A 21341-nucleotide genomic window follows, 5' to 3' on the forward strand; every position below is an offset into this window, starting at 1 on the left:
GCGTCGCACAACACCTCGGCCCGGCGCCTTTCTCTCCGCATGGAGGGCGCCGGGTCACTGCGGTGAGTGGATGGACGACGCCCAAGCGCAGGGCCACACCGAATGAAGCCGACCGGGCCGGGAGGGTGGTCACCGGCCGACGACTGACCGCCGGGACGGCCTTCTTGCGCAGCCACACGCCATCGGTCTGTGCGTCAGTCGCTGAGACCGAGGTGGAGCAGCCATACCCGGTCGTGTACGCGCACGACGAGGTCGACATAGACGGCTTCGTACCAGTGGCGGGCATCGACGGTGAGTTCCCAGGACTCGACGGAGCCCGGCCAGAGCCGCCTCATCAGTGCCACGGCCCATGCGGCGAGCGCCTCGGCCAATTGCCGGGCAGGCATCTTCTCGGCCCAGGCGTGCGGCGGATGCCCGGGGAAGAACAACCCGGGTAGCGCCGCGTGGACCAGCGCGGACCAGGACCTGACCGGCTCCAGCCGAGAGACCCGGCAGTGCGTCGGTAGCAGCGCGTTCACGGCAGTGGTCACATCCCGCGTGAGCGGTCCGTCGGTGAGAACGAAGGTGCAGGCGTGGTCGGTCTCCTCCAGGAGGTCCTCCAGGACCCGTAGCGCGTGGTTGATCATCTCTGGAACCGCGTCCAGCCTCGCGTCCCGCGCGGCCGAGAGCGTGGTCCAATCGAATGCCGTCACGTCGGCCAGGCTAGTGGACCTCGCCCCTGGACCCGGACCTGCTCACCACAGCCATCCGCGGCCGGTGTCGAGGCCGAGGCGGTATCGGGGTGGTCACTCATCGGCGCAGCAGCGGCAGTAGCTCGTTGCCCTGGCGCTTGATCTCGGGCAGGTAGGGCGTGTCGGAGAGCACGAACTGCGTGATGCCGAGCGCCTGGTACCTGCGCAGCGATCTGGCCACGTCGGCGGCCGAGCCGACCAGCCAGGTGGTGTCCGCTGCGCCGCCGCCGAACCTGCCGGGGGTGGTGTACAGGTTGTCGTCGAGCGCCTCTCCGCGCGCGGCCAGGTCGAGCAGCCGCCGCTGACCGACGGCGGCTCGCCAGTTGAGGTCGGGGACCGATCCGCCCGCGCGGTTCGCCATCTGCGCGACCTTGGCCTCGGCACGACGCGTTTGCGGGCTGGTCAGCTCGTAAGTGTCTACCGTGGCGGTTCCGTCTCGCATCACCCGGGCGGGCCCGGCTCCACCTGCGGCACGACATCCTCCGATCCCGAGATCATCGAGACGAGCGGACCATGGTGAGGCCGAAGACGCCGACGTAGCGTGAGGCCAGCCCGTGCCACACCTCAAGGAGCAGACGTTGGACAACGAGATTCAGCTGATCAGTGACGGCGATGGCCTGGCGGTCATCGGGCATCCGGCGGCTGTCGATCGTTTCCTCACCACAGAGCGACTGCCGTCGAAGGACCTCGGACTGAAACGGCTCAGCTCCGCCCTCCGTACCGGATCCACGATCGCCAAGGCCGGCTCCGAGATCGCCGACCACTCCGGTCGCTCAGTCCAGTTGACCGCGGAGTCCGCCCAGGCGATGAAGAAGTACAACTTGATGAGAGGCTCGGAGAGCGGTGTCAGCCGTGCCGTACTGACCGACCATGGCAAGATCACCGGCCTGCTCGAAGTGGCGCAGGCCCCCAGCGCGCTGCTGACCAACCCGGCGATCCTGACCGGCGCCGCCGGACTCATGGCGCAACTCGCGATGCAACAGGCCATGGACGAGATCACCGACTATCTCGCTGTGATCGACGCGAAGGTCGACGCCGTGCTCCGCGCCCAGACCGACGCCGTGGTGGCGGACATGATCGGCGTGGAGCTCGTCATCGACGAGGCCCTGACGATCCGGGAGCGGGTGGGCCGGGTCTCCGAGGTCACCTGGTCGAAGGTGCAGGCCACGCCGGTGCCGCTGGCCCGGACCCAGGTGTACGCGTTGCGGCAGCTCGACGCCATCGCCGAGAAGCTGGAGACCCAGACCAAGGTCGGTGACCTGGCCAAGACGTCCAAGGAAGCCGAGGTCAAGGTTCAGGAGTGGCTCGCCGTCCTGGCCCGCTGCTTCCAACTCCAGGACGCGGTCGCCGTGCTCGAACTCGACCGGGTGCTGGACGCGTCTCCGGAAGAGCTGGAAGAGCATCGCGTCGCCATCCGGACCGCCCGGCGGAACCGCCTCGAACTCATCTCCCGCAGCACCGAGCGCCTGATGGCCCGGATGGACGCGGCCGCCGGCACGGCCAATGCGAAGGTGCTGCTGAACCCGACCACCTCCCGCGTCGTGGTGCAAGCGAGCAACCACGTCGCGACCACCGTCGTCGATTTCCACGGACGGCTCGGCATCGACCGCGATCGTCAGTCATGGGATGCCCGGCGATGGCTGGACGCGGCCGTGGAAGTGCGGGACAAAGTCCTCGAAACGGGGACCGAGGTGCGCGACAAGGTCCTCGACACTGGAACCGAGGTGAGGGACAAGGTTCTGGAGACCGGGGCGGAGGGCGTAGGTGTCGCCAGTCGTTTCGGGGTTGGGGCCTTCGGCCGGGCCAGATCGATGATGGGCAAGGTCTCCGGCGAGATCGCCGAGCGGGCGCAGCGCCAAATCGGGAGTAAAGAGGAATCCTGATCGAAACCACCCTGACGTGGCTGTCGGGTAGCCGGCGATCGAGAATGGTCTCGATCGTGGCGGTGCCGACGGCCAGGCATCCGCTGATCACCAGAAGCAGGTCGAGCAGGTCGTCGATCGCACTGGCGGAGACGTCGCACCGCTTCTTGATCGCCTCTGCGGTCCGATCTCACGGTCGCCGTAGCGAGGGTGAGCTCGATCTCGCGGAGTCTGTCTGCGGCGTTGCCTCGCCATGCCTCCGGTACGTCGGCGACACCCGCGAAGGGGCGGCGCCCGATGGCAGCGGCCGCTCCGCCGGCCTTGCCCATCGCGTTGCCGCTCTCAGACGGTCGCGACGCGGTCCTTCGGGACCGGCGGCCCATCCTGGTCGAACTGGGTGCGGTACAACTCCTGGTACCGGCCGCCAGCGGCGAGCAGGTCGCTGTGTCGCCCGCGTTCGACGACGCGTCCGTCCTCGATGACGAGGATCTGGTCGGCCGCGCGGATGGTGGACAGCCGGTGCGCGATGACCACACTCGTCCGACCGTCCAGGGCCTCGGAGAGGGCGTCCTGCACCGCAGCTTCCGACGTGGAGTCGAGATGCGCCGTGGCCTCGTCGAGGATGACCACACGGGGACCAGCCAGCAGGAGCCGCGCGATGGTGAGCCGTTGCCGTTCGCCGCCCGACAGACGGTACCCGCGTTCACCAACGATGGTGTCGAGCCCATCCGGGAGTGAGCGGACCAGGGCGTCGAGTCGGCTGCGCCGCAGTACGTCCCACATCTCGTCCTCGGTCGCGCCCGGCCGGGCGAACGCCAAGTTGGCGCGGATGCTCTCGTGGAACAGGTGCCCGTCCTGGGTCACCACGCCGAGTGCCGTCCGGATCGACTCGGCCGACAGGTCGCGTACGTCGATGCCGGCGAGCTTCACCGCGCCATCCTCGACGTCGTACAGGCGCGGCACGAGCTGGGCGATGGTGGACTTACCCGCTCCGGAGGACCCGACCAGGGCGACCATCTGCCCCGCCTCGGCGCGGAACGACACGCCGTGCAGCACCTCTTCGCCGCCGCGCGTATCGAGCTTCGCGACATCCTCGAGGGACGCGAGCGACACCTTGTCAGCCGACGGGTAGCCGAACCGTACCGCGTCGAACTCCACGGCGAGCGGCCCGTCGGGAAGCGGGCGTGCGTCGGGCTTGTCGAGGATCAGCGGCTTGAGGTCGAGGATCTCGAACACCCGCTCGAAGCTCACCAGGGCGCTCATCACCTCGACCCGGGCGCTGGCCAGCGACGTCAACGGCGCGTAGAGGCGTGACAGCAGCAGCGCGAGCGCGACCACGGTGCCGGCGTCGAGGCTGCCCCGCAGGGCGTAGAGACCACCCAGCCCGTAGACCAGGGCCAACGCCAGCGAGCCGACGACGGTGAGCGCGGTGATGAAGACCCACTGGAGCATGGCGGCGCGGATGCCGATGTCGCGCACACGCCGTGCCCGGACCGCGAACTCGGCCGACTCCTCGGCCGGACGCCCGTACAGCTTGACCAGTGTCGCTCCGGGGGCGGAGAAGCGTTCGGTCATCCGGGTGCTCATGGCCGCGTTGTGCTCGGCCGCTTCGCGCTGCAACTGGGCGAGCCTCGAACCCATCCGGCGGGCCGGGAGGACGAAGATCGGCAGCAGCACCAGCGCCAGCAGCGTGATCTGCCACGAGAAGCTCAGCATGACCGCCAGGGTCAGGATCAGTGTGACGGCGTTGCCGACCACACTCGACAGGGTGTCGCTGAAGGCCCGCTGCGCGCCGATCACGTCGTTGTTCAAGCGGCTGACCAGCGCTCCCGTGCGGGTTCGGGTGAAGAACGCCACCGGCATGCGCTGGACATGGTCGAAGACGGCCGTCCGCAGCTGGACGATCAGTCCCTCACCGATGCTCGCTGACAGGAACCGCGTCACCAGACCCAGGCCGGCCTCGGCCAGAGCGATCACGGCGATCAGCACCGCCAACCGGATCACGATGCCGCTGTCGGCGCCGTCGACGATGGCGTCGACCACCCGACCGGCGAGAACCGGCGCCGCCACCGTGAGGACCGCCGTCACCACGCTCAACAGCAGGAACCTCATGATCAAGGTGCGGTGCGGCCGCGCGAACCGCGCGATGCGCTTCAACGTCGCCCGCGACAGTGGTCGTTCGTCCTGCGCGTTCATCGCGTGGTGCAGAGACATCCACGCGGTCACTTCCATGCTCATGCCGTACCTCCGGAAAGCAGGCTAGAACCTCGAGTGAGGTTGAGGTCAAGCCGGAGCACGGGAGGCATAGGCGGAGCGGTCCCCGGGTAGCTGCCGTTACTGGCGCGGTAGATGAAGCTCGGGCTCAGGGAGCGATTCGGGCGGAGATGTCGGCGCTCGGCGTGGACTTCAAGGCCGTTCCGGCGTCGAGGTGGCCTTCTACGACGTCGTATCCCTAATCTTTTCCTCGGCTTGGTCATCCTCGAGGGCACGCTCGCCGCTGAGCGGCAGCTGCGATGGCGCACTGCCCCACTGCTGCTCGTCGCGATCGTCCTGCCGATGTCACCCTCGATCTGCTCCCGATCAGCCGCCTGTGCATGCTGGTGACGGTGGCGCCGGCCCTACCGTCCTGTGGCAGCAGGCCGAGCAGGCCGCGGCGCCCGTCGCCATCGAATCCGCAGGTACCTAGCCAATGCGGTACTGGTCGCCGTAGACGGCGAACGCCAACGGCGTGTTCAGGTCGAAGTTGCCGTTGTTGAGGAAGACCCGCTGGGCCGTGTCCACGCGGGACGTGTCCGAGTGGGCCGCCTCCTTCTTCATCTCGATGACCCGCTCGTCCAGGAAGGCGTGAAGCCAGGCCCGCTCGTCGCCGCCCTGAGCCGGAGGCTTCGCCCGGGCGAGAGCGCGGTTACGGATTGCCCGCATGCCCTCGTACCCGTGCATCACCGCGGCGTCGTAGTAGGCGAACTGGCCGAGCGCGCGGACCTGATCGGACTTGCCGTCGCGTACGGACGGGTTGAAGTAGACCCGGTCGCGCTCGGCCTCCTGGGCGGCCCGGAACGTCGGGTCGGTGGCCGCGGCCCGCCAGTCGCGGGGGAAGTTGGGATCGAGGCCGGCGTGCGAGTCGGTGCCGTTGACGGCGCGCAGCGCCGGCAGGTACGCCGCCAGCACGTTGCCAGGCTTGGCGCGCGTGTACGCCTCGACAAGTTCCAGCATGTCGCCGGTGCCGGAGCAGAAGCCGATGATGCCGGCGGTGTAGCCGCGCCCGTCACCGATGTCCTCGATGTAGGAGAACTGCGCGCGCCAGTCGAGCGAGGAGTTCTCCGCCGCCGAGACGAGCTGCATGGCGACGTCCTTCTTCGCCGGGTCGTCGAGGTTGGCCCCGGCCGGGGTGGTGGGGGTGGGCGTACCCCCACCGGGAAGGGTCCACTGCTGGTTGGGGGTGCCAGCGCAGCTCCAGATCTGCAACCGGGCGCCGTTGGCCGTGCTCCGGTCGGTGACGTCGAGACACTTGCCGGAGCCGGAGTTGACGAGCGAGCCGTTGCTGGCCGTCCACTTCTGGGCCCCGGTGTTGTTGCAGTCGTACAGCTGCACCTTGGCGCCGTTGGTGGTCGACGCGGCGGTGACGTCGAGGCACTTGCCGAGTGCCCGGACCGAGCTGTCGGCATTGCCGACCGTCCACGTCTGGGCGGCGGTGCCGTTGCAGTCGTAGAGCTGAACCGGGGTGCCGTTGGCCGGGTTGGCCCCGGCGACGTCGACGCACTTGCCGGCGAGGCCGATGATCGGGCCCGCAGTCGCGGCGCTGGCCGACGGCAGGCCGTAGCCGACCGCCGCGACGCCGATCAGCAGGGCGCCCACGATGTAGGCGGCTCTTCTCGTGCGAACCATGGCGCTCCTCGGGAAGGGGCGGCGTGCTGCCGGCCGGTCGGTGGCCCGGTGCGGCGGATCCGCACCGGTGGGTGCCGCAAGCATCAGGAAACTGTGTTAACAGATAGCAGTATGTCGATCAACTGTCAATTGACCGGAGGTCTGAGCGGGTCTGATGTCGGCCCAACGGGTCTCGCGGGGGCACTGCCGGGCGGCCATCTTCGCCCGCGATGCCTCTACGGAAACGATGGCATCTCCTGTCCGTGGAGCGCTGGAACTCAAAGGACGGGTCAGACGCACCGCCACGTGAGGTCGCTCGCCGCACCCCTCGTCGCGTGGACGCAGGGTGCGGCGAGGAAGCACGGCGGCGTCACCGGTGGTCAGCCGCGCCGCTACGGTGGCAGCAGCACGCTGGTTACCGCGATGGCCAGGCTGAGCCCGGCCGCCGCAAGGAGACCAGGTCGTAGCCGGCGGCGAGGGTCGCCGGGGAATTCACATCGACCCCATCCCGGCTCTGGCGCTGGCGGCGGTCGCGAGCACCGCCAGGCCTATCGAGCCGCCTACCCTCCAGCAGCGCGCTCGCAGGCCGGAACCGCGGCAGCCCACTGGCCGACCGCGCCCAGTTCGTCAAAGGGCTGTTCTGGGACGCCGCCGCGGAGGCCGATCCGGGTGGCGGCACGGACAAGGGTGTCCGCTTCCCGCTGTGCCGGCCGGACCCGCTCGCCGCCCTGTGGCGCGACGCCGGCCTGGATCAGGTCACGGCACGGGCCAAGTACTGGTGTCCGAGGGGCGACACGGACTCACGCATGTGTAGCCGCCTTGATGATCTCTTCGGGCCCGCCGAAGAGGTCACCAAGGCGAAACGCCTGGTCAATACCTTGAACGTGGGACGCGCTGCACCACCGGCCAACCCAGCCCACTGTCACGATCTGATCGCATCGGCTCCCGGCGCCGGATGCGCCGTCGAATAGCAGGTTGCGCAGACTCCGGCCCCACCAGCTATGCCTGGAGCACTAGACTCGCGATGACGGAGGGTAGCGGTCCAAGCACCTTGTGTGGCACGCCTAGGTCGCTAAGGGCAGACGTCCTCACACCAGGCGCAGAGGGGAAGAACCACGTGGCCCATGACGTTCACGCGGGAGAAGTTGGCGAACTGACGTTCATCAACCCAAGGGGTCTCTACGATCCTCGGCCGAACGCCTACTCACATCTTGCGGTATTCCCGGCCGGCTGGCGGATGATCCTTCCGGCAGGACAAGGCGGCGAGACTGAGGACGGCATTCTGGCGGAGGACTTCGGGACGCAGCTCAGGCAAGCGCTGGCGAACACGGCAACTGTGCTTGCAGCCGCCGGCGCCACGATGTCGGACGTAGCGAAGTTCAACCTCCTGGTCGTTGACCACAACGAGGAGAAGTTCGGGGTGGTGAGACAGGAGTTCGATCGCGTATGGGGTGACCGGAAGCCGGCATGGACTCTGATCCCGGTGCCCGCCCTGGCATTGGACGGAATGCTGATAGAGATCGACGTTATCGCTGTGGTGCCGCAGTGAGGCCTTGGACAGGGCGGCCATCGAGTACCCCTGCGCGACGGCCCGACGAGGTGCTGGTTTCGGTCGCACGGAAAGGACGAGGCCAATGCCGCCATGGATATACCAGTCAAGCTCCCCCGCATCCTCGTCGACCAGCAGCTCAGACCACCGCTCGGCGGTCGGCGCGGGCTTGAGGACCGACCCGAATGCCTCCACAGAACGCAGGTAGGGGCGCGCCCGACTGCAACAACCACCGGCTCGGATACAGCGGCCCGCTCCCGCTGGTGGTGAGCAGGGCCACGAACCGGTACGCCCAGCGCTTGGTCCGCCAGGACGTGTGGCTGACCCGCGAGGTCCGATGGAAGATCGTCGCCCGCGCCGGCGGCCGGTCGTCGACGGACCGGCGCGCAGTTATGCGGGCTGGCCCCGCGGCACCACCGACAGGCCCTGGATCAGGGTGTCGCCGTACAGCTTGATCAGGTCGATGTTCGCCCGGCCGTCCGGCACCGTCACCGGCAGCGGCCCGTACCGCTGCCAGGAGCCGACGGCGCCGGTGCTGACGGTGGTGGCGTAGGCGGACTCCAGCCGCACATCGAAGCTGCGGTACCCCGCCCGGTAGTCCTCCATCACCCACAGGTAGACGTCGTAGGCGCCGTTCGGGACCGGGACGGAGAGGTTGAGGTCGCCGGTGCGCCACAGTTCGGTGCCGAGCATGGCCGTCACGCCGGCCGGGGCGGCCGGGTTCGGGCTGACCGCGTTGGTGGCGTAGTTGGCCGGGCCGACGGTCATGCCGGCGGTCAGCGCGTCGCCGTGCGACTGCCAGGGCTTGCCGTCGATGGTGGTCGAGGAGCCGTTCAGGTTGACCCGGAAGGTGTTGGCGACGGCGCTGCCGGAGTAGACGGCGAAGCCCTGGATCAGGGTGTCGCCGAAGATCCGGATCAGGTCGAGGTCGAGGGTGCCGTCGCTGACGGTGACCGGCAGCGGCCCGTACCGTTGCCACGAGCCGACGGCGCCGGTGCTGACCGTGGTGGCGGTCGCCCCCTCCAGGTTGACGTGGAAGGAGCGGTATCCGGCCTGGAAGTCCTCCATCACCCAGACGTAGACCTGGTATCCGCCGTTGGGCAGGGACTGGTTGATGCCGATGTTCCCGGTGCGCCACAGCTCGCTGCTGAGCATCGGGCCGACCCCGGCCGGCGCGGCGGGATTCGGGGTGACGGCGTTGGTGGCGAGGTTCGCGCCGGCGTCGACCGAGAGCCCCTGGCCGAGCGCCGCGCTGTACGAGCGCCAGGGCGCCCCGTCCACCGTGACGGCCGGGCCGTTGAGGTTGACGCCGAGGACGAACCCGGGCGGCGGGTTGCCCGTCCGCGGCGGCTGGAGCATCAGGGCTTCGATGGAGCTGGCGATGGTGCTGTCGGAGACTACCGTGGTCAGGTAGTTCTGGTCCTTGTCGACGGAGGTGTTCCAGTAGTTCGAGCCGTTGCCGGCGTCCACGCTGATCGAGCCGGTGCCACCGGCGTGCCCGAACAGGCCGGCCGTGCCGCGCACGGCGTAGTAGACCGAGGTCTGGTCCCAGCTGCTGCGGTTGTTGCCGGCGCCCTGGTACAGCTCGTAGGAGCGCCGGATCGGGTTGGTCGTCGGGGTCTGGGTGAGCGCCCCGCCGGTGTAGATCGAGTCGCCGATCTCGTAGCCGCTGAACACGGCGCGCACCGGCCAGTTGTTCAGCGCCGCCGCGGCGGCGGCCGGACGCTGGTTCAGGTTGAACTCGGAGCCGGACGGGAACGCGCCGGCCATCGCCGAGAGCAGCCGGACCTTACGGGCGACCAGGTCACGCCCGCTCAGCGGGCTGGCCCCGTCGGCGCCGGAGGCGAGCAGGTTGGCGAGGTTGGTAAGGAAGCCGACCGAGACGATCACGACACTGCCGTCCGGCTGTGCGGCCAGCACCTGTCGGTACAGCGCCGTGGCGTCGGGTGCGCTGTGGCCGGTGCGCAGGTCGTTCGGGAACTCCTGGGCGATCTGACGGGTGTACCGGGAGCTGGTGCCGTCGGTGGTCGGCTTCAGCGTGCCGATCGGCACGCCGGGCCGGCCGTACCAGGTGTTCATCGCGTCGAGCGCCGGGGCACCCCACTGGCTGTTGGTGTTGACCATCATGGCGAGGATCTGCGCCTCGCCGTTGTCGGCCAGGGCGTGCAGGGCGGCCACCGCCCCGGCGTCGTCGACGTCGTCCTCGACGTCGGTGTCGAAGATGATCCGGACGGGGTCGGCGGCGTGGGCGGGGGTGGTCGGGCCGGCGACGATGAGCGTGGCGCTCACCATCAAGCTGGCGCAGACGGTGCTGAACCATTTCCGGGTACGGCGCATGGCGGTCTCCGTGGGGGTCAGACGGGGGGGGGTGGGAAGTGGGGCGGCTCAGCTGGCCGAGAGCCGTAGGGACAGGCGGCGGCGGTACGCGTCGAGGATGACCGCGACGATGATCACGCCACCGGTGATCATCGTGCGCTGGAAGTCGGAGACCCCCATCAGCAGCAGTCCGTTGCTGAGGACGCCGAGCAGGCAGGCGCCGAGCAGGGTGCCGATCACCGAGCCACGGCCGCCGGTGAGGCTGGCGCCGCCGATGACGACAGCGGCGATGGCGTTCAGCTCGTACCCCTGGCCGAGGATCGGGCTGGCCACACCGAGCCGGGCCATGTAGATGATCGCGGCGATACCGACCGTGGCGCCGCCGATGGTGAAGCAGGCGACCTTGATCGTGGCGGTCCGGTGCCCGGACAGGCGCACCGCCTCCTCGTTGTTGCCGGTGGCGTAGACCATCCGGCCGAACACGGTGCGCGACAGCACGAACCAGGCCACCGCCACCATGGCCAGCGCCACGATGAACACCGCGGGCAGCCCGGCGACGGTGGCGGTGCCGAACCGGGTGAGGGCCGGCGGCAGGTTGTAGATGGTGGCCGCCCCGGTGAACTCCTGCGCCGCGCCGCGCGCCACGTACAGCATGCCGAGGGTGACGATGAACGACGGCACCCGCCAGAACTCGGTGACGAAGCCGTTGATCAACCCGACCGCCGCCCCGATCAGGATGCTGACCCCGATGGCGAGCAGCAGGCCGGTGCCACCGGTCGCGCCGGAGGTGAGCACGGTGCCGGCGACCACGGCACACAGCGCGATGCCGGAACCGACGGAGAGGTCGATGCCACCGACCAGGATCACGAACGTCATCCCGACGGCGAGGATGGTGTTCAGCGTGATCTGGGTCATGATGTCCCGCACGTTCTGTGCGGTACCGAAGTACGGAGCGAAGGTCAGGAAGAAGGCGGCGAGCACGACCAGCGCGACGCCGATGCCGGCCTCACCCAGGACATGACTGGCGACGCGGCTGGTACGCGGTCGGACTGCCGGCACGCTGAGCGCGGTCATCGGGGGTCACCATCCACAGTGGTTTCCTTGCGATAGGCGGAGTAGGCGAGGTTGAGGACCCGCTCGGCGTCGAAGTCGGCGCGGGCCACCTCGCCGGCGATGCGGCCCCGGGAGAAGACCAGCAGCCGGTCGCAGATGCCGAGCAGCTCCGGCAGGTCGGAGGAGACCACCAGCAGGCCCTTGCCGGCGGCGGCCAGGTCGAGCAGCAGCTGATGGATCTCGTAGCGGGCGCCGACGTCGATGCCCCGGGTCGGCTCGTCGACGATGAGCAGGTCGCTGTCGGCCGCCAGCCAGCGACCGAGCACCACCTTCTGCTGGTTGCCGCCGGAGAGTGCGCGCGGATGCTGCCGTACCCCGGTCGCCTTGACCCGCAGCCGACGGGACAGGTCGGCCGCCGACGCGGCCTCCGCCGAGGGTCGCAGCAGGCCCGCCCGGCTGACCTTGCCGATGCTGGCCAGGCTGATGTTGGCGGCGATCGGCAGGTCGAGGACGAGGCCCTGGCTCTTGCGGTCCTCGGTGAGGAAGCTGATCCCGCGCCGGACCGCCGAGCCGGGCCGGCCCGGACGCACCGGTACGCCGCGCATGGCGACCCGGCCGGCGGCCGGGCGGTCGGCACCGAAGATGGCGCGCATCGCCTCGGTACGCCCGGAGCCGACCAGACCCGCCACGCCCACCACCTCGCCGGCCCGCACCGACAGCGAGATCGCCGGTGCGGTCGGGGTCACCCGCAGCTCGTCGACCCGTAGCAGTTCGTCGCCGACGTCCCGGGGCAGCACCGGCGGGTACTCGTGCGCCAGATCCCGGCCCACCATCAATCGCACCAGGTCGGCCGGGGTCAGTCCGGCCAGCTCCCGGGTGGCGACGTGCCGGCCGTTGCGCAGCACGGTGACCCGGTCGCCGATATCGAAGATCTCGTCCAGGTGGTGCGAGATGTAGACCACCGCCACGCCCTGCGCGGTGAGCTGACGCAGGATGTCGAAGAGTCGGGACACCTCGCGCGGGGTCAGCGTCGCCGTCGGCTCGTCCATCACCAGCAGCCGGCAATCCGCCGACAACGACCGGGCGATCTCCACCAGCTGCATCTGCGCGATGCCCAGCCGCTCCACCCGCACCCGGGGGGAGAGGTCCAGCCCGACGCGATCCAGCAGCGCCCGCGACCGCCGCTCCAGCGTCCGGCGGTCGACCAGCCCGAACCGGCGCGGCAGGCGCTGCAGGAACAGGTTCTCGGCCACCGACAGGTAGGGCAGCATGGAGAGCTCCTGGTGCACCACCTGGATGCCGGCGCGCAGCGCCTCCGCGGGCCCGGCCGGGGCGTACGGTGCCCCGTCGAACACCATCGTGCCGGCGTCCGGGCGGTCGATGCCGGACAGGCACCGTACCAGGGTCGACTTCCCGGCGCCGTTCTCGCCGATGAGAACGTGCACCTCACCGGCGCGGACGTCGAGGTCGACGCCGTCCAACGCCGTCACGCCGGGGTAGCGCATGGTCAGTCCGGTGGCGCTCAACAGGGGCACGACGATCACCTCACCTCGCTAGCCGTCCGGTGGGGCCGGGTCGTCGGCCCCACCGGTGGTCCGGGAACCGTCAGCCGACGTTCTCTTTGGTGATCAGCTTGACCTCGGTCTTCTGCCAGCCGGTCAGCTGCTCCCCGCCAATCATCTTCATCGCGTAGTCGATGCCGAAGGCGGCCTGCTGCGAGCCGTACTGGTCCAGCGTCGCGACCATCACCCCGTTGGCCAGGAACGGCTTGACGGCCGGGATGTTGTCGAACGAGGCGACCTTCACGTCGGCCTTGCGCTCCTCGATGACCTTGAGCGCGCCGAGCGCCATCGAGTCGTTGGACGCCAGGACGCCCTGGATCTCCGGGTGCGCGGTGAGCATGTTGCCGAACACCGCGTTGGCCTCGTCGGTCTCCCAGTGCGCGGTCTTGGAGTCCACCAGGGTCAGCCCGCCCTCGGCGATCGCGTCGGTGAACCCGGCCTTGCGCTGGGCGGCGTTGTCCGCGCCCGGGTTGCCCTCCAGGATGACCACCTTGGCGCCCTTGCCGAGCAGCTTGGCCAGGGCCGTTCCGGACTGCTTGGCGCCGTCGCGGTTGTCCGGCCCGACGAACGGCACGTCGACCCCGGCGGCCTTGAGCGCGGCGTCGTCAAGCTTCACGTCGATGTTGACCACCTTCACCCCGGCCTTCATCGCCTTGGCGACGGACGCGACGAGGGCCTTCGAGTCGGCCGGCGCGATGACGATCGCCTGGACCTGCTTGGTGATGCAGGTGTCGACCAGCGAGACCTGGCCGTCGACGTCGGTCTCGTTCTGGATGCCGCTGGCGCTGAGGGTGAAGTCGCCGCGCTTGGTCTCGTGCGCCTTGGCGCCCTGCTGCATCTGCTGGAAGTACTCGTTGGCGAGCGACTTCATCACCAGACACACGGTCGGTTTGCCGGCCTTCGGGGGTGCCGCCGTGCTGTCGCCCTCCTGGCCGCACGCGGCCAGCGGCACGGTCATCACCAGAGCGAGCGCCGTCAGTGCGATTCTTCGGTTCACCGGGGTGTTCCTTTCCTACGTCTTCCGGGGGTGGGGTTGGGGGTGGGGAACGATCGGGTCAGAACGGGACGCCGCAGTGCAGGATCACGTTGGCGTACGGGGTCGCCTCGCCGGTGCGGACGATGACCAGGGCACCGGCGGTGCGTCGTTTCAATTCGGTGTGCGGTACCAGCTCCAGCGGCACCGGCCCGAGGGCGTCGGTGAGCCCCTGCCGGATCGGCCGGTCGGTCAGCTCGGTGGCGGCCACGGCCGCCTCCGCCACGCATTCGGCCAGTACCGCGGCGAGCACCGGCAGGAAGCCCGGCTCGCCGCGCCGCCACAGCAGGTCGACGGTCTCCACGCCGGGCGGAACCGGCAGTCCGGCGTCGGCGACGACGATCCGATCCCCGTGCCCGGCGGCGGTGATCAGTGCGGTCAGCCGTGGGTGCCACAGCCCGTCAGCGCGCATGGCTACCCACCCCCCGCTGCTCGGCGAGGAGCTGGTCCACTTCGGCGCGCCACGGGGCTGCGGTCTGCGCCCCGGGACGGGTGGTGGCCAGGGCACCCGCGGCGCAGGCGCGGCCCGTGGCGGCGGCCAGTGCATCGGCGGTGTCGCACCCGGCGCGGGCGAGGACCAGTTCGGCGCAGAACGCGTCGCCGGCACCGACCGCATCGACGGCGTCCACGGCGAACGGGGGCACCCGGTGGACGCCGGCGGCGTCCGCGGCTACGGCGCCCTGCGCGCCGAGCGTCAGGACCACCTCCGGCGGGCCCAGTCGGCGCAGCGCCACGGCGGTCGCCGCCGGGTCTGCCCGGTCGAGGCCGGTCAGCCCGGCCGCCTCGGTCTCGTTGACGACCAGCAGGTCGGTGAGGTGCAGCAGGTCCAGCAGTTCGGCGTCGACGAGCGGCAGCGGCGCGGCGTTGAGGATCACCGGCACGCCGTGGTCGCGGGCGGTGCGGGCGGCGGCCCGGACGGTCGCCAGCGGAATCTCCAACTGGAGCAGCAGCGCGTCGGCGTCGGCCAGCATCGGCCCGAGCCCGGCCAGGTCAGCCGGGCGCAGCTCTCCGTTGGCGCCCGGTGCGAGCGTGATCATGTTCTCGCCGCTGGCTTCGACGATGATCATCGCCACGCCGGTGGGCGCCGTGGCGGAGTACGTCACCGCCGCCACGTCCACCCCCTCGGCGGTCAACCGCCGGGTCAGCTCGGTGCCGAACGAATCGGTCCCGACCGACCCGACGAGCGACGCGCTGGCACCCAGTCGGCTCGCCGCGACCGCCTGGTTGGCACCCTTGCCGCCCGGGGAACGCTCCAGCGACCGCCCGGCGACGGTCTCGCCGGGCTCCGGCAGCCGGGGCACCCGCACGCACAGGTCCATGTTGAGGCTGCCCACCACGACCACCCGGGTGGCCCGCTCGGCGCTCACGGCTGGTCCCCGTCGATGGCGTGGTCGCCGCCGGCCGGGTCGACGCAACCGCACGAGCCCCGCGCGACCAGACGTGCGGCCAGGACGATCCGGGTGGCCGGCGTCGCCGGTGTCTCGACCCGATTGACCAGCCACTCCACCGCAGCCCGCCCGAGCTCCTCGAACGGTTGCCGCATCGTGGTCAACGCCGGCACCGTGTACGCGCTCGCCTCGATCCCGTCGAACGAGCAGAGTGCCAGGTCGGCCGGCACGCGGACACCCAACTCCGCGGCCGCCCGCAGCACCCCGACGGCCTGCTCGTCGCTGGCGACGAAGAGCGCGTCCGGCGGCTGCGCGCCGCCGAGCAGTTGCCGCCCGGCCCGGTATCCGTGCGCCCGACCGAACGGCACGTGCACCAGCGGTGAGGCATCCGCATCGAGCCGCGCCTCGGACAGCGCGCGCCGCCAACCGGCGACCCGGTCGACCGTCGGGTACAGGTCCGCGGGGCCGGCCAGGCAGCCGATACGGCGGTGCCCGTGCGACAGGAGGTGGGCGGTGGCCTCGTACGCGCCCGCCTCGTTGTCCACCAGTACCTGGGTGGCGTGCGGGATGGCGATCTGCCGGTCGAGGACCAGCCGGGGAACCGGGGTCTGGGACAGCTCGGCGATCCAGGTCCGCGCCCCGTGCGCCGGTACCAGGATCAGGCCGTCGACCTGCCGGTCGAGCAGAGCGCGGACGTAGGCGGCCTCACGTTCGTCGTCGTCCATCGCGTTGCCCAGCAACATCGTGTACCCGTACTCGAACCCGACCTCTTCGATGCACCGGGCGAGTTCGGCGAAGAACGGGTTGGAGTTGTCCGGGATCACCAGCCCGAACGTCATCGTGCGGCTCATCCGCAGCGACCGGGCCACCGCGTTCGGGCGGTACCCGAGCTCGGCGATGGCCGCGAGCACCCGCTCCCGGGTGGCCGGGGCGACGCCGCGGGGCCCGTCGTTCAGCACGTAGCTCACCACGCTGGGCGACGTGCCGGCAAGGCGCGCGACATCACTGCGATTGGCCATGGCCGTCCCATCGAATCGATGTATCAACTCGTGTTGATGAGGAAGTATTCAGAGCCGCGGATGAGTTGCGCAACGGTTGCGTTTGTTACAACCGAGTAACGCCGGCGGATCTTGCAGCCCGAGCGAGCGCCGACAACCGTTTCCGACGGCCGGGCCGGTTCCTCCGGGAGCGGGGGCATCCGCGTTGCGCTGCCGATCGCCAGGGACAGCGCCACCAGGTGGTCCAGACGGATCAGGACGAGCACCGGCAGAGGCTTGCCCGCGCCGGCTGGTACGCCGCCGAGGGTCGCGTGCTCCATCGGTCGCAGCGGCGGCAAGAGATTGCGCTGCGCCCGGCAGGTACTCCTGGGGTCGGGGCGGCGGAACACAACGGCCGCAGCCGACCTTTGCCAGAGCCGCGCAGGCCCCCGTGAGCGCCGCCCGCGCCCGCGCGCCCAGCGGCGCGGCTCCGGCCTGCGCCTCCCCGGCCCCGCACAGCCCATCGAGCTTGTTCTCGGCGGCACCCAGAGCCTCCGTGTCCACGTTGCCGACCGCGCTCAGGTCCCCGCCGGCCAGCACCGGCGCAGCCTTGAGGATCTCGTCGGCGTGCCGGTCCAGCACCGCGTCCACTTGCGGGTCGGCGGTCGCGGCGCGCAACCGCTCCCCCGCGCCAACTCCATCACCTGCCCTGAAAGGGCGGAGGGCTGCCACCGGACGTGTCCGGTGGCAGCCCTCGACGAACGGCGGTTCAGGCAGGACCGGCCTAGTTGTACTGCCCAGGGACGTTGGTCAACCTGGTGATGGGCGGTTTGTGCCCGCGCTCACTTGGAGCCGGGCGAGCAGATCGAGGCCGCGGTGCTCGGCGCATACGACACGAAGATGATGGGGCAGTCCACCCGTGCGAGACGGTGTGATGCTGGCACGGACCGGGGGCTCGTGTTCTCCGCGAAGAAGCTCGACGGGCACGACCTCGAGACATTTCCGTATGCCAACATCTCGTCGGTCGAGTCGAGCAAGGGTCTGATGGGGCAGTCTTTTCGTTTTGCGGACTCGGGTAACGACGTCAGCCTGAAGCGGATCCACACCGGGGACGTCGCCCGGATCGCCGAGCTGCTGCGTGCACGGGCCGGACAGCGACCCGCCGCAACGGCTGTCCCATCCCAGCCGGATCCGCTGAACCAGCTGCGCCAGCTCGCCGAGCTGCGCGACGCCGGGACTGTCACTGCGGAGGAGTTCGAGGCGAAGGAGAGGCAGCTGCTCGGCCTCTGACGCGGATACCCCAACCCGCAGTGCCGCCTCGGCAGTAGAGCGAGCGCCAGTGGTCCACTACTCGGCTCGCGGTTCCTGTCAGACCCGCGCCGTGCGGGCCCTGTGCATCGGTCCAAACCGCGAGGAACCAGCATCCCTGGCACAGTGACCGTCATGCTGGACAGCCATCGCAGCGACTCACGCGAGGCCGAGCCGGAATCTACCTTGATCCCTATGTCGCCGCTTGGCCCCGGCGGTTTGCCCAGGAGCCCATCCTGATCAGCGAGGCCCTCGGTCCTTGATCACCGGCCTCCGCCGCGCCGGCAGCACCGCAGGGCCGAGGCCCGCCGCCGAGCCAGTCATCGACATCATGGTCGGCGTGGCCGGCATCGTCTCGGCGCACCCCTGCATCGAGCTGTTGAGGCCGCCGCCCTGCCGGTACTGGCCGTGCCCGCTGAAGTCATGCACTGGGTTCTCCAAGCCCACCCAGCCAGCGAGCCCATCACCTCTACCTGGTGCCGACCGGCGCGGCCGCGTGACCTCAGCGGGTGATCAGCGGTAGCACCGCCAGGCGTACGGGTCGCCGGAATCCGATGTCTGTGCGTAGGCGCCGGATTCGAACGTGTCGCGGCAGGCGACGTCCATGTCGACGATGGACGTCGAGAGAAGCCGCGTACATTGCCAGCGGCCGTCGTTGCGGGGGTCCGCTGAGCCCCCGGTGTACCGGTCACAGTACCGCTGGGCCATGCGCGACACGCCGCGGCTGCTCGATGGGCCGAGCAGGACCGGGTCCGGGCTCCGGGTCTTCGTCGGCGTGGCCCCGGTGGGCGTCGGCGTCAACGTGGCGGAAGGCGTGACAGACGGTGCGGCGCTGGGCGTGGCGGAAGGTTTGATCGACGGTGTGGCACTGGGTGGTGCGGAGGAGCCGGCCGATGTCGCGGAACTTGGCGACGTCGACGGTATCTCCGCCAGGGTGACCGGCTGCTCAAGCGGGTCCGGCGGGGTGGTGGCCGTAGACACCGCCAGTCCGCTTTCCGGCGGTCGACCGGACACCCACATGAGCGTCAGAGCGCAGAGCAGCGCCGCCATCGCGAGCCCGCCAACCGGGATCAGCCAGCGCCGCCGGCGGCTGGCTGGCCGTGGGCGGGCACGAAGGCCGCGGTTGTGCGTCCTTCGTGCCCGCCCGCCCAGGTGGGCGTCGGGGTCCTCCGCGTTGAGCCTTTCGTGGCGGTACTCGTTACGGCTGGCGGAATCAGCGTGCCGGTCGTACTCCTCGTGGGCGTAGCCGTCCTCCGGTTGGGCGTACCTCTCCTGCTGCGCGGCGTGCACTTCGTCGTGGACCGAGATGGCATCAGTCGGTCCGCACGGTTCTTGGGCCCGGTGTTCCTCCCAGTAGGCCTGGTCGTGCTCGTCGTACTGGTAGAACAGTGGGTCGGGCCGCCGCTGCGCGTGCTCATGTGCTGAATGGGCCCCGTCGTACTGCTCGTACTCATCCTCATACTGCGGGTGTGCCCACTGCCTTGCTCCTCGCCCTTGGTCCTCGTAGGTGTTCTCGGACTGGCGCGACTCCTGGTACTGGTCCGACACGTCGTCGCGCCCCTGCGGCGGGGCTGCTACCTGCTGCTCGTAGTACGAGTCGGAATCGCTTGCTTCCAGCCGCGACCGTCGACCGATCCAGCTGTCTATGACACTCGACGCGTCGTCCTGATCTTGGAAAGCCCCATCGGCAGAACGAGCGGTCGATCTTTCGGCCACGGTCGCTGGCCTCCTCTTGAGAATCGTGGCGACTGTCAGCACCCTCAGCAAAGTGATGACACGGTGCCGCTCATGGTTATGCCCCCTCGGCCTGCGGCGAGCCGGTCTCGGTCATTCGGTAGGGAGCGGCCTTGCCGGGCGGGCCAGCCGAGGAACCTGTCACGTGCCACCAGGGACGGCCCAATACAGGGTCTTCCCTATCGCCGCGTCGACAACGGTGTCCCACGTCTGGTCCAACGACTTGATGAACAGCACGCGGCCGGCCGGCCGCGCACCGTCACGGTTGGGAATCCCGCCTTCTGTACGTAGGACTCACCGGCGGAGGGGACCCTGGCGAAGACCTCGAAGCCAGCACGGTGCCCGGTCAGCGCCCGAGGCGTCAATTGGGCGTTGCCGGTTGGCATAGCAACTCGCCCGTGGCCGGGTCCTGGCATAAATATCGGTCACCATCGTGCATCCACCCCCACAACAAGTCTTCGAACAGGGGCTGCCGACAGTGCCGGCAACTCTTTGCTCGTCGCTGCTCGGGCTCCGGCTCAGGCACCTGAGGTGCGCTGTCCGATGCGGTAGATGTCATCGTGGGAGACCCCGGATGGCCGGCGCCCGCAGCGTGCCGGGACGTCGGCTGATTGGGCGGAACTGGCGGTCTGGGCTCAGCCATAGACACTTCCTGTGAGCGGACCAGGGCCGGGCGAGTGCGACACCGAGAGCATCCGGTCACGCCCCCAGGGAGGCCCTGCGGCCGGACCTCCCTCAAGCACAGGCGTTGCTCGTCTCAGGGCTGTTACACGACTTCGCCCATCGCAGTGGCGATGTTGCCCACCTGGACCTGTTCGGGCGACAGTTCTGCGGGCTGCTCCGAGTGCAGCACCGGTACCGCCGACATCAGTGGAACAGCCACTGAATCGAGGGCTATCAAGAGCCACCCTCGGATACGGTTCGACCCGCGCATGACCCCTCAAGGCCGCGACACGGCCTACTGCCCACCATGCCGAGTCACGCCTCGTCGGTGACCAAAGCAAGGACACCGGTGACGTGCAACACCCGCCGCACATGCCCGGTCGGGTTGACCACCCGCAGACACCCGCCGGCCGCGGCAGCGTCGCTGCGGGCCTTGATGAGCACGCCGATCACCGACGAGTCGATGAACGTCACTCGAGCCATATCGACCACAACGCCGGTGCGGTTGCCGGGTTCACGCAACACCTCACGCAGCCGGTTGCGTCCACGGGAGTGGTGTACGACTTGCCCGTGATGGGCGTGTTGGGTAGATGAGAGATGGCCACAGCGCGCAACGGTTACCGGCATCGGGAGTGGGACACCCGGGCCGCACGATCGACCTGGCGATCCCGAAGCTGCGGCAGGGCAGCTACGGACTGGTTGCTGACGCATCGGCGGCGGGCCGAGCAGGCCCTGGTCTCGGTCGTGGCCACCTCTTACCTGCTCGGCGTCTCGACGCGGCAGGTGGAGAAGCGACGAGGACGGCGCCGGCTGGCTGGCGTTCCTACGCTCGCTGACCGCCCGCGGCCTGTCCGGCGTCCGCCTGGTCATCCCCGACGCCCACCGCGGTCTCGTTGGCGCGATCGGCGCCGCCCTGCCCGGCGCCGCCTGGCAGCGATTCTTCGACGGATCCGCCCGCGCACGATGCATCGTGCCTGTCGCGCCGTTCGTGCCTGACGGGTCGCGGACCACGCGGTCGGCCGGCGTGCCCCCGGCTGCACACGGCGCACGTTCCGGGAGCAGGTGCCAGCACTCTGGCTTGCGGCGCGGTGCGGCTCGTCGATCGCACGCGCTCGTCCGACCCCGGATCCGGCATCCGGTACTTGCTGGCGGCACGGTCACGCTCCTGTCGCTACATGTGTTCCGTCCTGCAGCTGACAAGGCGGGACAGCGCCCCCGCCTGTGACACCTCGGCGCCGGGTATCAGCGACTTCGGGGACATTTCGCGAAGGTGTCACAGGCCAGGGGGCTTCCCGGTCTTA

The 21341-nt window shown here is 69.8% G+C and carries 17 protein-coding genes and 2 pseudogenes; 5 read left to right on the forward strand and 14 right to left on the reverse strand.

The genetic code is table 11. The features are described from left to right. Positions 1–194: 194 nt before the first annotated feature. Together AC5L3Z_RS19940 and AC5L3Z_RS19945 are read right to left on the reverse strand one after the other, a co-directional pair. Positions 195–692, reverse strand: coding sequence for a hypothetical protein (locus AC5L3Z_RS19940; protein WP_494844091.1), 498 nt, complete (start codon positions 690–692; stop codon positions 195–197). A gap of 97 nt (positions 693–789) precedes the next feature. Next, entirely contained in the window at positions 790–1092 is a 303-nt protein-coding gene (locus tag AC5L3Z_RS19945; protein ID WP_494844093.1) for a hypothetical protein, read from the reverse strand. 217 nt (positions 1093–1309) lie between these two features. Between AC5L3Z_RS19945 and AC5L3Z_RS19950 the strand changes: the two genes are divergently transcribed. Continuing rightward, the gene (locus AC5L3Z_RS19950) at positions 1310–2614 is read left to right on the forward strand and encodes a hypothetical protein (protein WP_494844095.1); all 1305 of its coding nucleotides are present in this window, start codon (positions 1310–1312) and stop codon (positions 2612–2614) included. A gap of 321 nt (positions 2615–2935) precedes the next feature. On the opposite strand, the gene AC5L3Z_RS19955 is transcribed toward AC5L3Z_RS19950, so the two are convergent. Next, a complete protein-coding gene (locus AC5L3Z_RS19955; protein WP_494844097.1) occupies positions 2936–4831 on the reverse strand; it encodes an ABC transporter ATP-binding protein in 1896 nt (631 codons plus the stop codon). A gap of 444 nt (positions 4832–5275) precedes the next feature. Next, a complete protein-coding gene (locus AC5L3Z_RS19960; protein WP_494844099.1) occupies positions 5276–6478 on the reverse strand; it encodes a chitosanase in 1203 nt (400 codons plus the stop codon). A gap of 1003 nt (positions 6479–7481) precedes the next feature. On the opposite strand from AC5L3Z_RS19960, the gene AC5L3Z_RS19965 reads away from it, so the two are divergent. Further along, positions 7482–8006, forward strand: a complete 525-nt coding sequence (locus AC5L3Z_RS19965) for a RidA family protein (protein ID WP_494844100.1) — start codon at positions 7482–7484, stop codon at positions 8004–8006. Between the two features lie 390 nt (positions 8007–8396). Here the strand turns inward: AC5L3Z_RS19965 and AC5L3Z_RS19970 are convergent, their stop codons facing one another. The 8 genes from AC5L3Z_RS19970 to AC5L3Z_RS20005 all read right to left on the reverse strand — a co-directional run bounded on the left by AC5L3Z_RS19970 (position 8397) and on the right by AC5L3Z_RS20005 (position 16676). Beyond that, on the reverse strand, positions 8397–10343 hold the full coding sequence (locus tag AC5L3Z_RS19970; protein ID WP_494844102.1) for a nucleoside hydrolase: 1947 nt from the start codon (positions 10341–10343) through the stop codon (positions 8397–8399). A gap of 48 nt (positions 10344–10391) precedes the next feature. After that, complete coding sequence (locus AC5L3Z_RS19975; protein ID WP_334523903.1) at positions 10392–11396, reverse strand: ABC transporter permease; 1005 nt, start codon at positions 11394–11396, stop codon at positions 10392–10394. Continuing rightward, on the reverse strand, positions 11393–12919 hold the full coding sequence (locus AC5L3Z_RS19980; protein WP_494844104.1) for a sugar ABC transporter ATP-binding protein: 1527 nt from the start codon (positions 12917–12919) through the stop codon (positions 11393–11395). Before AC5L3Z_RS19980 ends, AC5L3Z_RS19975 begins: the two co-directional genes overlap by 4 nt. Positions 12920–12980: 61 nt before the next feature. Next, complete coding sequence (locus AC5L3Z_RS19985; RefSeq protein WP_494844106.1) at positions 12981–13934, reverse strand: sugar ABC transporter substrate-binding protein; 954 nt, start codon at positions 13932–13934, stop codon at positions 12981–12983. A gap of 58 nt (positions 13935–13992) precedes the next feature. Then, positions 13993–14382 carry a D-ribose pyranase gene (rbsD, locus tag AC5L3Z_RS19990; RefSeq protein WP_494844108.1) on the reverse strand — a complete coding sequence of 130 codons (390 nt, stop codon included), beginning with the start codon at positions 14380–14382 and terminating at the stop codon, positions 13993–13995. Continuing rightward, complete coding sequence (locus AC5L3Z_RS19995) at positions 14372–15337, reverse strand: ribokinase (RefSeq protein WP_494844110.1); 966 nt, start codon at positions 15335–15337, stop codon at positions 14372–14374. The genes rbsD and AC5L3Z_RS19995 overlap by 11 nt, the downstream gene beginning before the upstream one ends. Beyond that, the gene (locus AC5L3Z_RS20000) at positions 15334–16377 is read right to left on the reverse strand and encodes a LacI family DNA-binding transcriptional regulator (RefSeq protein WP_494844112.1); all 1044 of its coding nucleotides are present in this window, start codon (positions 16375–16377) and stop codon (positions 15334–15336) included. The genes AC5L3Z_RS19995 and AC5L3Z_RS20000 overlap by 4 nt, the downstream gene beginning before the upstream one ends. Positions 16378–16400: 23 nt before the next feature. After that, entirely contained in the window at positions 16401–16676 is a 276-nt protein-coding gene (locus tag AC5L3Z_RS20005; RefSeq protein ID WP_494844114.1) for a hypothetical protein, read from the reverse strand. Positions 16677–17181: 505 nt separating this feature from the next. Between AC5L3Z_RS20005 and AC5L3Z_RS20010 the strand changes: the two genes are divergently transcribed. Continuing rightward, the gene (locus AC5L3Z_RS20010; protein WP_494844115.1) at positions 17182–17625 is read left to right on the forward strand and encodes a PH domain-containing protein; all 444 of its coding nucleotides are present in this window, start codon (positions 17182–17184) and stop codon (positions 17623–17625) included. A 531-nt stretch (positions 17626–18156) separates the two neighbouring features. Here AC5L3Z_RS20010 and AC5L3Z_RS20015 read toward each other — a convergent pair. Further along, a complete protein-coding gene (locus AC5L3Z_RS20015; protein WP_494844117.1) occupies positions 18157–19359 on the reverse strand; it encodes a hypothetical protein in 1203 nt (400 codons plus the stop codon). A gap of 996 nt (positions 19360–20355) precedes the next feature. Then, positions 20356–20667 carry an STAS domain-containing protein gene (locus tag AC5L3Z_RS20020; protein WP_494844118.1) on the reverse strand — a complete coding sequence of 104 codons (312 nt, stop codon included), beginning with the start codon at positions 20665–20667 and terminating at the stop codon, positions 20356–20358. On the opposite strand from AC5L3Z_RS20020, the pseudogene AC5L3Z_RS20025 reads away from it, so the two are divergent. Together AC5L3Z_RS20025 and AC5L3Z_RS20030 are read left to right on the forward strand one after the other, a co-directional pair. Next, positions 20638–20770: pseudogene (locus AC5L3Z_RS20025) on the forward strand (IS256-like element IS1395 family transposase); the annotation flags it as partial. The gene AC5L3Z_RS20020 and the pseudogene AC5L3Z_RS20025 overlap by 30 nt on opposite strands. 66 nt (positions 20771–20836) lie before the next feature. Then, a pseudogene (locus AC5L3Z_RS20030) lies at positions 20837–20977 on the forward strand (transposase); the annotation flags it as partial. Between the last annotated feature and the right edge of the window lie 364 nt (positions 20978–21341).

The organism is Micromonospora sp. LZ37 (assembly GCF_059359015.1).